Origin of the sequence: Lactobacillus iners DSM 13335 (assembly GCF_000160875.1) — a bacterium.
Classification (GTDB): domain Bacteria; phylum Bacillota; class Bacilli; order Lactobacillales; family Lactobacillaceae; genus Lactobacillus; species Lactobacillus iners.
Genome location: NZ_GG700809.1, coordinates 19623 through 33490 on the forward strand (window position 1 = coordinate 19623; position 13868 = coordinate 33490).

Sequence of the window (13868 nt, forward strand, 5' to 3'; positions counted from 1 at the left end):
ATGGAATATTATAATGCAATTATCAGCTATAAGTCATCGTCCTGATAGTGAAGATGCCTTTTTGTATGATAAAGATCATTTACGTATTAGGTTGCATACTGCTAAAAATGATATTGCTAAAGTTACAGTATTTTATAATGATCCATATATGTTCATGCCTGATAAAGAAGGTAAATATATTTTTCATTATCATATTAAAAAGATGCACTTAATTAGTAAGGGACAAGTTCATGATCACTGGGGGGTAACTTTAACCGCCAAATATCATCGAATTCAATATTTATTTGAGATTCAGGATACATCTGGTAGAAAAATCTTCTTAACTGATAGAGGGTTTAGAACCGCATGTAAAGAAGGATTGAATAAAACTCAGAATTATTATCGTTTGCCATACTTTCATGAAATAGATATGGTTAAAACACCAGAATGGGTTAAAGGTACTGTTTGGTATCAAATTTTCCCAGAACGTTTTTCTAACGGTAATAAATCTAATGATCGTCCAAATGTAAAAGATTGGGATCCACAAACTCATCCTGGACGCGAAGATTTTTATGGTGGTGATTTACAAGGTGTAATTAATCATTTAGATGATTTGCGTGAATTGGGTGTTAATGGACTATATTTCTGTCCAATTTTTAAAGCAAGTTCTAATCATAAATATGATACGATCGATTACAAAGAAGTCGATCCAGATTTTGGTGATAAGGGATTGTTTAGGCAATTGGTCCAAGAGGCTCATAAGCGTGGCATGAAGGTGATGCTCGATGCAGTATTTAATCATATAGGGGTTAATTCACCACAATGGCATGATGTGATTAAAAATGGTTCTAAATCAAAATATGCCGATTGGTTCCACATTAATTATTTCCCAGTTGAACCATATCATGATCCTACTAAAGGACAAGGTGAACCACCTTATGATACTTTTGCTTGGGAACCACATATGCCTAAATGGAATACGGCTAATGTTGAGGTTCAAAATTATCTTCTAGATATTGCAAGTTATTGGATTAAACAATTTGATATTGACGCTTGGCGTTTGGATGTAGCACCTGAAGTTGATCATAACTTTTGGAGGTTATTTAGATCTAAGGTTGATAGTTTGAAGAAGGACTTTTATATTGTTGGTGAGATTTGGCATTCAGCACAATCTTGGCTTGATGGTGATCAATTTTCCTCAACAATGAATTATCCTTTTACTCAACAAATTGAAGATCACTTTTTATTAGGCACCAAGACATCACATCAAATGGTTGAATTGCTTAGTGATCAATTAATGTTATATCGTGCCCAAACAAACCAAGTTATGTTAAATACTTTGGATTCGCATGATACACCACGTATATTAACGATGGCTAATGGAGATAAAAAGCTTGTCTATCAAACGATTGCCTTTACTTTTATGCAAACTGGTAGCCCATGTATTTATTATGGAACAGAAATGGGTATGACTGGTGGACCAGATCCAGACTGTCGTAAACCGATGGATTGGAGCCATAAGGGCGATGAATTTTGGCAAAAAATAGCAGGACTTGTTAAATTTAGGCTCCAAAATGCCCGCATTTTAGGAAAAGGTAACACTAGAATGAGAGTTACTGAGGATGGTTTAATTAGAATTAAGCGTACAGAATCAGGACAGTCAATTTTAGGATACTTTAATACAACTGATAAACCAGTAAGTTGTAAGATGAAAGCGGTTCTTAGCCAGAATTTTGCTAATGATATATTAGAGCCTCATGGCTTTGTTATTGGGTATAATTAATTTTGATAACGGTAACATCAAAGATGGTATTGTAAAGCGTTTTCAAAAACATAATAATAGACTTATAGAGATTAAGCCAGTTAATAGCTGGAGGAGAAGACAAATTAATGAAACGTATTTTTGAAGTAGATCCTTGGAAGGTAACATCACATATATTTAATCCTGAAGACAAACGTCTTCAAGAATCCATGACTGCCATTGGTAATGACTATATGGGTATACGTGGTAACTTTGAAGAAGGATATTCTGCAGATGGGTTGCAAGGAACTTATCTTGCAGGTGTTTGGTTCCCTGACAAAACTAGGGTTGGCTGGTGGAAGAATGGCTACCCTGAGTATTTTGGTAAATCACTTAATGCACCTAGCTTTATTAATGTTGAAATTACAGTTAATGGTGAAAGAGTTGATTTAGCTAAGTCTAAGTTTTCAGATTTCTATTTATCATTAGACATGCATCAAGGTTTATTAACTAGAAGCTATGTTTATGAAGGCAAAGACGTTAAAGTTAAGTTTGAATTTAATCGTTTCTTGAGTAATAAAATCAAAGAAGCTGCATTAATTGATATCAAGGCTACTGTTTTAGAAGGTAGTGCAAAAATTAAATTTAATGCCAAGATCGATAGTAACGTAGTTAATGAAGATAGTAACTATGATGAACATTTTTGGCAACCTTTGGGTGAAGATGGTGAAGGTAGAACAGTTCAAGTTATTACTAAGCCAAATCCATATGAAGGTGTTCCTCAATTTACAGTTTTGTTAAAACAAGGCTTAAAAGCAAATGGTGAAAAAATCGAAGGCAAAGTTACTACAACTACTGGTGTGCTTTCCGAAACAGTTGAAGTTGAATTAAATGAAAACGACACCTACGAATTAGAAAAAGATGTTGTTGTTGTAACTAGTCGTGATGTTGAACCAGCTGAGCAAGCTAAAAAAGCTACAGACTTGTTAGATGCTGTTCAATCTGAAAGTTTTGTTGATAACTTAGCTGATCATACTGCTATTTGGGAAAAACGCTGGGAACAAAGTGATATTGTTATTGCAGGTGATGAAGCTGCACAACAAGGTATTCGCTTTAATATTCTTCAATTGTTTATGACATACTATGGCGAAGATCGTCGTCTTAACGTTGGACCAAAAGGGTTCACTGGTGAGAAATATGGTGGTGCAACTTATTGGGATACTGAAGCATATATCGTCCCAATGTATTTGGCTGTTACTAAGCCAGAAGTTACTAAGGCATTGCTAGAGTATCGTCATGAGCAATTGCCAGGAGCATATCATAATGCTAAACAACAAGGCTTGAAGGGTGCTTTATTCCCAATGGTGACATTTAACGGTATTGAATGTCATAATGAGTGGGAAATTACCTTTGAAGAAATTCACCGTAATGCGGATATACCTTTTGCTATTTATCAATATACTAATTACACAGGTGATGATAGTTATGTCAAAGACGAAGGTATGGATGTATTAGTAGGTACTGCAAGATTTTGGGCAGATCGTGTTCACTTCTCTAAACGTAAGGGTAAATACATGATCCATGGTGTAACTGGACCTAACGAGTACGAAAACAATGTTAATAATAACTGGTTCACCAATACTATGGCTAGATGGTTGATTGGTTATACTTTGGAAAGACTTCCTAAGGCAACTGCCGAAGCACAAAAGCGTGTAGCTGTTACTGATGAAGAAAAAGCTAAGTGGCAAGATATTGTTGATAATATGTACCTTCCTGAAGATAAGGAATTAGGTATTTTTGTTCAACACGATACTTTCCTTGATAAAGATTTGAGACCAGTTAGTGAAATTGAAGATCAGCGTCCAATTAACCAAAACTGGTCATGGGACAAGATTTTGAGATCACCATTCATAAAGCAAGCTGATGTATTACAAGGTATTTACTTCTTGAATGACCATTATACAATGGAACAAAAAGAGAAGAACTTTGATTTCTACGAGCCAATGACTGTGCATGAGAGTTCATTATCACCATGTATTCACTCCATTTTGGCAGCTGAATTGGGTAAGAAAGAAAAAGCTGTTGAATTATATGAAAGAACTGCTCGATTAGATTTGGACAACTACAACAATGATACAGTTGATGGATTGCACATCACTTCAATGAGTGGTTCTTGGTTAGCTATTGTTCAAGGCTTTGCAGGCATGCGTTATGATGCAGATCATTTGAAGTTCAATCCATTTGTTCCTGATAAATGGAATCATTATAGTTTCAAATTAAATTATCGTGGCAGATTGATCGAAGTTTATGCTGATCATAAAGAAATTAAGGTATCACTTCTTAAAGGTGCAGATCTTGAAATTATTGTAAAAGGTGATAAAGTACAACTTAAGGAAGGCGAAACCCAATGCTTAAAGGCTTAATTTTTGATTTAGATGGTGTGTTGACAGATTCAGCTAGGTATCATTTAGCAGCCTGGAGTCAATTAGCAGAAAAGTTAGGTATCCATTTAGATGCTAAGGCGGGTGATGGCTTAAGGGGTTTGTCACGAATGGATTCACTTAATCTTATTCTTAAGTTTGGACATCAAGAAGATAAATATACAGCAGCCCAAAAGGAAGAATTTGCTGCTGAAAAAAATAGTTTATATGTTGAATCTATAAAAGCTATGACAGCTAGTGATATCTTGCCAGGAATTGAGCAGTTGTTGACAGATGCTAAAAAACAAGGTTTGAAATTGGCAATTGCTTCTGCTTCAAAAAATGCTCCAACAATTTTAAATCAATTAAATATTATGGATAAGTTTGATGCAATTGTAGATCCAAGTACATTGCACAAAGGTAAGCCAGATCCTGAAATATACCAAAAGGCACAGGAACTTTTGGGATTAGAATCTGACGAGGTTATTAGTTTTGAAGATGCTGCAGCAGGTGTTGCATCTATTAAAGCGGCAGGTCAATTTGCCGTTGGTATAGGTGATAAAAAGGTCATGGCGGCTGCAGATTACATAGTTTCTGATACTGGTAAATTGCGGTTAGAGGAGATCGAAGCCGCATTTGATCAAAAATAGAGAAAGCAGGTAAGGGCAAATGGTTGAAGTTGATTTAAACCATATCTACAAGAAGTATGAAGGCAATGACAGATATTCTGTTAATGACTTCGACTTGCATATTAAGGATAAGGAATTTATTGTATTCGTTGGCCCTTCAGGTTGTGGTAAATCAACTACGTTGAGAATGATTGCTGGGCTTGAAGATATATCAGAAGGAACATTTGAAATTGATCACCAAGTGATGAATGATACTGCTCCTAAGGATCGAAACATTGCTATGGTTTTCCAAAACTATGCTTTGTATCCACATATGACAATTTATGATAATATGTCATTTAGTTTAAAATTAAAGCACTATGCCAAGGAAGAAATTGATAAGCGTGTGAAACATGCTGCTAAGATTTTGGGCTTGGAAGACTATCTAACAAAGCGTCCATCTGAATTGTCTGGTGGTCAAAGACAGCGTGTAGCTCTAGGACGTGCTATTGTGCGTGATGCACCTATCTTCTTGATGGATGAGCCTTTATCCAACTTGGATGCTAAGTTGCGTGTTACTATGCGTGCTGAAATTGCTAAGTTACATCAAAGATTAGGTACAACTACTATTTATGTTACTCACGACCAAACAGAAGCCATGACTTTAGCAGATAGAGTTGTTGTTATGTCAGTAGGTGAAGTTCAGCAAATAGGAACTCCATTAGAAGTGTATAATAAACCAGTGAATATGTTCGTTGCTGGATTTATTGGTTCACCTCAAATGAACTTCTTTAATGTCCATTATAAGGATGGATATATTTCAGACGGAAAGGGACTTAATATTGAAGTTCCTGCTGGTAAGGCAAGCATGTTGGAATCTAAAGGCTATGCTGATAAAGATCTTGTATTTGGTATTCGTCCAGAAGATATTCACTCAGAGGAAGCTTTCCTTGAAACTTGGCCTCACGCTGTGATTGATTCAGAAGTTGTTGTTTCAGAGCTTTTGGGTGCTACTATCCAACTTTACCAAAAGGTTAATGGTACGGAGTTCGTTGCTAATGTTAATGCACGTGATTATCATAAACCTGGTGATAAAGTTAAGATGGGCTTTGATGTAAATAAAGCACATTTCTTTGATAAAGATACTCAAAAAGCTATTCGTTAATCGTTGTTTTTATGCTAATACTTGCAACGATGTAGAAGAACGTCGTTGCAAAAAAAATATCTATCTATTCTTTGTCTAGTTGAAAACTAGGAGGAAATATATTATGAGTTTGTTGAAAAAATTAGGTGTAAGTAGTGTTGTTGCTTTAGCAGCTGTTTCATTGGCTGCATGTGGTAGTAAAAAAGATGCTGATAAGTCAGCTGAGAGTAGTAAACCTTTAACTTTGTGGGTAGATACTCAACAAGTTGGTTACTACAAGAAGATTGTTAAAGAATTTAATAAGAAGTATCCAAAAATTAAAGTTAGAGTTACTCAAAGCCCTAATGGATCAGCACAAGCTAAGACTGATGTTGGTAAAGACCCTGCAAAAGCAGCTGATGTTTTTGAAGTTCCAAACGACCAATTAGGCCAAATGGCAGAATCAGGTTATATTAACCCACTTTCTCCAGATGCAGTAAAGCAAATTAAAGCTGACAATGTTCCAGAAGCTTACAAAGGTGTTGAATGGAAGGGTAAGGTTTACGCATATCCATTTGCAGAACAAGCACAAACACTTTACTACAACAAGTCTAAATTATCCGCATCTGATGTTAAAGACTGGAAGACTTTAACTTCTAAAGGTGTAGTTGCTACAGACTTTACTAATGCATATACTATGTTCCCAGTATTCTTTACTGCAGGTAACAAGTTATTCGGTGCTAATGGTGAAGATCCTAAGGGAAGTACAGTTGCATCTGAAAATGGTGTTGCAGCATTGAAATGGTTTGCAGAACAAAAAGGTAACAAGGGTGTAATGCAAACTTCTAACGGATTGAACCAATTGAAGAAAGATAAAGCACAAGCTATCTTAGATGGTCCTTGGAACGCAGCAAACATTAAGAAGATTTTAGGTAAGAACTTTGCAGTAACAGTATATCCAAAGATTAATGTTGCTGGTAAAGACGCTCCAATGCAAGCATTTTTAGGTATTGAAGGATTTGCTGTTAACTCACATACTTCAAACGCAAAGAACGCAACATTGTTAGCTGCCTTCATTACTAATAAAGCTGCACAATTAGTAGCACACAAAGAAGCAGGCCAAATTCCTGTAAATAAAGCTGCTCAAGCAAGTGATGAAATTAAGAATGATGACGTTGCTAAAGCTGTTATTGCAATGGCTAAGAAACAATCAGTATTAATGCCTAAGTTATCACAAATGGCAATCTTCTGGGATGGTGCTAGTCCTCTTATCAGTGGTGCATACGATGGTAAGATTAAAGCTGACCAATTCAAAGCACAACTTGATAAATTTGCAGCAAAAATTTCAAAGAAAAATTAATTTAAGTTGATAAGTATTATTTGTTATTAATTTAACAAAACGCATAAGCAAAGGTTGATAATATGTTTAAGAAAAAGCATGTAGCTCCTGAGGCAACGTTTGGTGAGACATTTGCTAAGGGTGATATAGCTACGAAATTGTCATTTTTCTTAATGGGTGTAAATGCTCTAAAACACAAACAATGGGTTAAAGGGCTTTCATTCTTAGTTACTGAGATCGTGTACTTTGTATGGCTAGTATTAAGTGGTATTAGTGCATTAAGTATGCTAAGTAACTTGGGAAAAATAAAGAAAAAGCAAGTCGTTTTTGATAAGGCACAAGGAATTTATCTCACCAAGCAGCCAGATAATTCAGTTTTGATACTTTTATTTGGTATCCTTGCTATCTTACTTACTATTGGATTTATTTATTTATATTATGTAAATTTAAAGTCTAATCGTAATTTGTACGTATTAGATCGGGATCACAAGCATATTCCGACTAATATGGAAGAATTGGCATCTTTGTTAAATACTAGATTACATTCGACTTTGATGTTTCTTCCAATTTTAGGTATTTTATTGTTTACAGTTTTGCCGACTATCTTCATGATTTCCATGGCATTTACTAATTATGATTCGCATCATTCTATAGGATTTTCATGGACGGCATTTAGTGCATTTGGTAGTGTTCTTAGTGGTGATTTGGCTGGAACGTTCTTCCCAGTTTTAGGATGGACATTGATATGGGCTGTTGCTGCTACTGTTACTACATTCTTCTTCGGTGTGTTATTAGCTTTGTTAATAGAGTCGAAGGGAATCAAGCATAAGAACTTTTGGCGTACAATATTCGTTATAACATTTGCGGTACCACAGTTCGTTTCGTTATTGATGATGGCACAATTCTTGGACTTACAAGGTCCGTTGAATTCCTTGCTGAAAATGGTAGGTATTCATGCTATTCACTTTATCGACGATCAAGCATCGCCATTGGTAGCTAGAATAACTGTTATTGTTGTCAATATGTGGATAGGTGTGCCAGTATCTATGCTAACATCTACTGCTATTATTCAAAACTTGCCACAAGATCAAATTGAAGCAGCTAAGATTGATGGTGCTTCAGCTGTACAAATTTTCAGATACATTACGTTCCCTCAAATTTTGTTTGTTATGTCTCCAGCTTTAATTCAACAGTTTATAGGTAATATTAACAACTTCAATGTTATTTTCTTATTGACTGGTGGTAAACCATTTAATAACAACTATAATGGTGCTGGGTCGACTGACTTATTGGTAACTTGGCTTTACAAGTTAGTTTTCGGTCAGCAACAAAGGTATAACGCTTCAGCCGTTTTAGGTATTTTGATCTTTATTATTAGTGCTACAGTATCATTGATTGCATATCGTCACACTAATGCATTTAAGGAGGGCTAAAGATAATGTCTAAAAAAATGAAATCATATTCTGCACAAAGAAGATTATCATTAGCTTTGCGTTACTTGCTCTTAGGATTTTTAGCTATTCTTTGGATTTTACCAATCGTTTGGATTATTTTAGCCAGTTTTTCATTCAACAATACAGGATTTGTATCAGAGTTCTGGCCTGAAAAATTCACATTGGATAACTACATTGGTATCTTTACTAATAATCAATATCCTATAGTTAACTGGATTATTAATACGTTATTGGTAGCCATTGCCTCTGCCATCTTGTCTACATTTATTACCATTTCGGTAGCATATGTTTTGTCAAGATTACGTTTTGGATTCAGAAAGCCATTCTTGCAAATTGCATTAGTATTAGGAATGTTCCCTGGCTTTATGTCAATGATCGCATTGTACTATATTTTGAAAGCATTAAACATGTTGAATTTAGTAGGTTTGTTGCTTGTTTATGTTGGAGGATCAGGATTGGGATTCTACATCGCCAAAGGATTCTTCGATACAATGCCGCGTGCTATTGATGAGGCCGCTGAAATTGATGGTGCTACCGCTTGGCAAGTGTTTATTCACATTGGATTGCCACTTTCTAAGCCTATGATTGTTTATACAGCATTAACTACATTTATGGCACCGTGGGTTGACTTTATTTTCTCAGGAATTATCTTATCAACTTCAGGTAATTCCAAGAATTACACGATTGCGTATGGATTGTATAATATGCTTACATCATCTAAAGGTGCATCCACTTCTAACTTTGCCCAGTTTATTGCTGGATGTGTAATAATTGCTATTCCTATTACGATCTTATTTATGATTATGCAAAAATTCTATGTTAGTGGAATTACTGCTGGATCAGATAAAGGTTAATGATTTAATTTGTTTTATGCGTGAAAAGCCTCTTGCTTTAAAAGCAAGAGGCTTTTTTGGTATTTTAAATTAAAAAAATTATTTACTAAGAATATATTTTGCGGCTTGGATCGCTGCTTCTCTTCCAAAAACGATAGTTTCAGTAATTGAGTTACCGCCTATTCGATTATTTCCATGTAAGCCACCTGTTACTTCTCCTGCAGCATAAAAGCCCTTAATAATATTACCAGATATATCTAGTACTCTAGCATGTTGGTCAATATGAATTCCGCCCATAGTATAATGAATAGCAGGATGGACGTGAATAGCAAAGTAGGGTGCAGTAGCAATAGGACGTTCCAACCCTGTCGTTCGATGATAATCGACATCATTATTTTGGGCGATAGCTTGATTCCAACGCTGGATGGTCTTTATTAATGCTTGAGGACTAATAGAGATAGCATTGGCTAATTCAGATATTGTTTGTCCTGTTTTGACTAAACCTACTGCATCATAAAATTCAAGTGCTTTGACATGATTACGAATTTCCTGATCTAAGATTAGCCAAGCTCCGTCTTCATGTAAATTTGTGATGGCATTTGCTACGATTTTTCTGGTATCGAGTTCATTTACAAACCTAGCGGCTGCTTGATTAATTAAAATAGCTCCTTCGCCACGTACTGCTTCACCTATCAAATATGTGTGTTTATTATCTGTTTGAGCAGTTGGATGAACCTGTATAAAGTTCATCTGGATAAGTTGAGCACCTATTTTAGTAGCTAATTTGAGGCCATCACCGGTAGTCCCATCTTGATTTGTTGTTTTATATGATAATAAATCTGGTCGATATTTTTTGATTATTTCTTTTGATGCACCAAAGCCACCAGTTGCTAAGATAACGACTTTAGCCGAAATAAGCTGTCCATTTTCCAATTTAATAGCAAAATCTTGGTCCTTGTGTATTAACTCAACGACTTTGGCGTTGTTAAAGACACTTATATGTTGCTTTGTAATTTCTTTTAGAAGATTGGTAATTAAAAAATTGCCAATGGGTTCTTTAGAAGCAGGCCGATGTGTACGTTTAATCGTCATACCACCAGTTATGGTGAGTTCATTTAATAGAATATTGTGGTCTTTTAACCATGCAATAGCTAGGGGAGCATGTTCTACAAAAAAATGTAGCATATCTGGATCATTAAGTTGACCGCCACCTTGTAATGTTTCTTGATAAAACTTGGTCATGCTGTCAATAATTCCTTGCTGATATTGAATATTAGTTTCAGCAGCATTCATTCCCGAGGATGCTCTGGCAGTATTTCCTCCCAGTTTATTGTTTTTCTCGAGTATTGCAACTTTTAATCCAAGTTCATGAGCTTGAATAGCAGCACTAAGTCCTGCACCTCCTGATCCAATTACGATAGCATCATAATATGACTCAAGATTATTTATAGAATTAGTTTTAAAAACGAAATTAGACATTTTGTCTCCTTATCTAATAAATATTATAAATTAGGATCAATTTTGAAACTTAAAGGAGAGTCAGCTGTTTGTAAGGTAATTAGTTGCGAAATCAATTTTTTAAAAGCTTTAATTGCTACTTGGGCCATTTCTTTATTAGCCTGATTAACTATATCTATAACTTTATTTTGTTGAGTTTCGTTAACCAACTTTTGATCATATTGATATCTAATTTTTTTCAGAGTATAGCGAACTTCTTTTTGTGTATTAATCAAATATGGTGAATATTTAGCCCAATTTCTGTCTACAAGAGTTCCAGCTAATTTAAATACCCAATATGCTGAGTTGGCAGAGTATTCTTTTTTGCCATATTTAAATAAGTTGGGAACAATAGTACCTTGAGGATAAAAAGGAATATATACACTTTGTGATGCAATACCTAAAGCAAGCCATTGTGTCATATTCTGATCTTTTAATTGTAATAAATGAGATTCTTGTGTAGTTGCTATACTAATAGGTCTAAAAGTGGAATTATTGACATTCTTTGCCTTCGTTAAGTCATACGGTGTGCCGTTATAATGATCACTTAAGACTCTTTGGGCATCTTCAATAGAAATAGGATGATCAGGTTTTTGAATAAAAGGCAATTCAAAACTTTGAGGCTGGTTGCTTACCGATGGTGTTAAAATTTTCTGACCTATCCAAACACGTGGGGTATTGTAGGTTAAATCAGAATCATCATGCGTTCCAAAGATACGCCTAAAGTCAAAGGGTTTATCTTGTGGCCATAAATTATGATCAATAACAAATTGGTTGATATTGTTGGAATACATAAAATTATCTGAATCATTAAAGTCAATGATTTGGATAGATAATTGATTAGCTACGACAGCATACGAATCATCAGGTATTCTTTGAGCTACCCAGTGGTGACCAGAACCAATTTCCATATACCATGCTTCATTTTTGTCAGCAAATAAAATACCATTGGCTTCTGCTGCACCATGAGTTTCTACTATGTTACCTAATCGTTTAATACCATCACGTGCTGTTTTAATATATGGAAGAACAACAGTAATCATAGCTTCTTCCAGAATACCTGTTTCTTCATTAAAAGGATCACAAGCTAGTACACGTTCATTGGCATAGGCACTTTCTGTTGCACTCATTGCTACATGATATTCATTAAATCCATCTTCTTCAAAGAGACCATATTGATCTGTCCATTCAGGAGTAGATGAATATGAAAAAATTTCGCTAGGCAAATCAATTGTAAATTTATTAGCCTTTGATTTAAAAATATTATTGATTTTAACTTGATGTTGGTTAAATGCTAAATGTTTTGGCCAAGCAGTCTTGCAGTCTTCATTGCGACCAATAATAATACTTTGATCTATTGTTGCTTTTTTACCAATTAAAATTGATGTACATGCTGAACGTCCCACTTTTTTTATCATAATTTTCCCTTTTCCATGTTTTTGTAATATCATATATAATTGTAGTATAAAGGCATTATGGCAACAATCATAAAATTAAAAAGTAGAAGGTACAATTATGGAAGATAATAAAAAAACAATAGTTTTAAAATTTAATACTGAAGAGCATACTATCGATATGAATTTCTCACCAGATTTGACTGATGAAATGGAGATAGGTTATATCTTATCGTCTAGTTTTTTGTCCTTTGCGGCTCATCAAGGTGTTAGCAAAGAAGTATTACATGATATTATAGATGATCAGTATAGTGAATTTTTGTCACAGAATAATGAAGATTAAGGAACTAAGTTAATGAAAATAGTTGCTTTAGTCGGTAGTAATGCTAAGTTTTCTTATAATCGAGAATTGTTAAAATTTATTCAAAAACATTATATAGATAATTATGAGATAAAATTAGCTGAAATTAAAAATATTCCTTTGTTCTGTGAGGGTTTAGCTGAACCTGATAGTGTTAAAAATTTAGCTAACCAAATTCTTGATTCTGATATGGTGATTATTGCTACATCAGAAAATCAGCATTCTGTATCATCTGCTTTAAAAAGTGTTATTGAATGGTTATCATCAGTAGAACATCCATTTTTGAATAAGCCAGTAATGGTAATTGGAGTTTCTAGTCAACATACAGGTTCTGCTAGAGCACAAGTTCGATTGAAGAATGTTTTAGCCTCCCCTGGCGTTGGAGCTATTGTTTACAATGGTAATGAATTTATGCTAGGTAATGCTTCAGAAAAATTTGATGAAGATGGGAATCTAGATTCAGCTACAGTTGAATTTTTAGATAAGTTTTGGCATCAGTTTATGGATTTTTATCAAACAATTAATGGAAGGAAATTAGATAATCAATGTTAAAATTAATAGCTATAGTAGGAACTAATGCAGAATTTTCCTTTAACCGTTTTTTATGTCAATATATTGCTAAACGTTATGGGGATAAGTTTAACATTGAAGTTTGTGAAATTAATGACTTGCCACTATTTTCCAAAGATGATTATCCTAATGAAGCTGTACAAAATTTCAGAAAAAAATTACGTCTAGCTGATGGTGTAATTATTGCTACACCAGAGTACGATCACGCAATTCCAGCCGCTTTAAAGAGTGCTATGGAATGGACAGGAAAGCATTCATTAGGTAGTGGTAATGATGTTATGCGACTTAAACCGACAATGGTAGTAGGTACATCATATGGTGTACAAGGTGCATCTCGGGCTCAAGAAGATATGCGTGAGATTTTATTATCATCTGATGAAGGAGCTTTAGTTTTACCAGCCAATGAGATTTTGATTGGTTATGCAGCCACAAATTTTGACAAACAAAGTCATGATCTAATTAATAAAACAATTATTAAACAACTTGATGTTGCTATGGATAATTTTTATCAATTTATTAATCAATGGAATAAATAAAAAATGAGGAGGC

Annotated in this window: 12 protein-coding genes; 10 read left to right on the forward strand and 2 right to left on the reverse strand. The window is 34.6% G+C overall.

The annotated features are described in order from the left end of the window. The first annotated feature begins 13 nt into the window (after window positions 1-13). From HMPREF0520_RS04485 to HMPREF0520_RS04515, 7 genes are all read left to right on the forward strand, one after another. Window positions 14-1762, forward strand: a complete 1749-nt coding sequence (locus tag HMPREF0520_RS04485) for a glycoside hydrolase family 13 protein (protein ID WP_006729724.1) — start codon at window positions 14-16, stop codon at window positions 1760-1762. 107 nt (window positions 1763-1869) lie between these two features. Beyond that, window positions 1870-4143, forward strand: a complete 2274-nt coding sequence (locus tag HMPREF0520_RS04490; protein WP_006729726.1) for a glycoside hydrolase family 65 protein — start codon at window positions 1870-1872, stop codon at window positions 4141-4143. After that, window positions 4128-4790: a beta-phosphoglucomutase gene (gene pgmB / locus HMPREF0520_RS04495; protein WP_010222291.1), complete on the forward strand. Its 663-nt coding sequence runs from the start codon at window positions 4128-4130 to the stop codon at window positions 4788-4790. The genes HMPREF0520_RS04490 and pgmB overlap by 16 nt, the downstream gene beginning before the upstream one ends. A gap of 19 nt (window positions 4791-4809) precedes the next feature. After that, complete coding sequence (locus HMPREF0520_RS04500; RefSeq protein WP_006729728.1) at window positions 4810-5913, forward strand: ABC transporter ATP-binding protein; 1104 nt, start codon at window positions 4810-4812, stop codon at window positions 5911-5913. A gap of 103 nt (window positions 5914-6016) precedes the next feature. Continuing rightward, window positions 6017-7231: an extracellular solute-binding protein gene (locus HMPREF0520_RS04505; RefSeq protein WP_006729729.1), complete on the forward strand. Its 1215-nt coding sequence runs from the start codon at window positions 6017-6019 to the stop codon at window positions 7229-7231. 62 nt (window positions 7232-7293) lie between these two features. Continuing rightward, the gene (locus HMPREF0520_RS04510; RefSeq protein ID WP_006729730.1) at window positions 7294-8643 is read left to right on the forward strand and encodes a carbohydrate ABC transporter permease; all 1350 of its coding nucleotides are present in this window, start codon (window positions 7294-7296) and stop codon (window positions 8641-8643) included. A gap of 17 nt (window positions 8644-8660) precedes the next feature. Then, window positions 8661-9518 carry a sugar ABC transporter permease gene (locus HMPREF0520_RS04515; RefSeq protein WP_006731534.1) on the forward strand — a complete coding sequence of 286 codons (858 nt, stop codon included), beginning with the start codon at window positions 8661-8663 and terminating at the stop codon, window positions 9516-9518. A 78-nt stretch (window positions 9519-9596) separates the two neighbouring features. On the opposite strand, the gene HMPREF0520_RS04520 is transcribed toward HMPREF0520_RS04515, so the two are convergent. Both HMPREF0520_RS04520 and HMPREF0520_RS04525 read right to left on the reverse strand, forming a co-directional pair. Continuing rightward, window positions 9597-10976, reverse strand: a complete 1380-nt coding sequence (locus HMPREF0520_RS04520; protein WP_006729732.1) for a flavocytochrome c — start codon at window positions 10974-10976, stop codon at window positions 9597-9599. A 23-nt stretch (window positions 10977-10999) separates the two neighbouring features. Further along, window positions 11000-12412 carry a C69 family dipeptidase gene (locus HMPREF0520_RS04525; protein ID WP_010222295.1) on the reverse strand — a complete coding sequence of 471 codons (1413 nt, stop codon included), beginning with the start codon at window positions 12410-12412 and terminating at the stop codon, window positions 11000-11002. Between the two features lie 97 nt (window positions 12413-12509). On the opposite strand from HMPREF0520_RS04525, the gene HMPREF0520_RS04530 reads away from it, so the two are divergent. The 3 genes from HMPREF0520_RS04530 to HMPREF0520_RS04540 are packed head-to-tail and all read left to right on the forward strand — an operon-like array spanning window position 12510 to window position 13855. Further along, window positions 12510-12731, forward strand: coding sequence for a hypothetical protein (locus HMPREF0520_RS04530; protein ID WP_006729734.1), 222 nt, complete (start codon window positions 12510-12512; stop codon window positions 12729-12731). A 12-nt stretch (window positions 12732-12743) separates the two neighbouring features. Beyond that, window positions 12744-13301 (forward strand): NADPH-dependent FMN reductase, encoded by a 558-nt coding sequence (locus HMPREF0520_RS04535; protein ID WP_006729735.1) that lies wholly within the window; start codon window positions 12744-12746, stop codon window positions 13299-13301. Beyond that, the gene (locus HMPREF0520_RS04540) at window positions 13295-13855 is read left to right on the forward strand and encodes an NADPH-dependent FMN reductase (RefSeq protein WP_006729736.1); all 561 of its coding nucleotides are present in this window, start codon (window positions 13295-13297) and stop codon (window positions 13853-13855) included. Before HMPREF0520_RS04535 ends, HMPREF0520_RS04540 begins: the two co-directional genes overlap by 7 nt. Window positions 13856-13868: the final 13 nt, after the last annotated feature.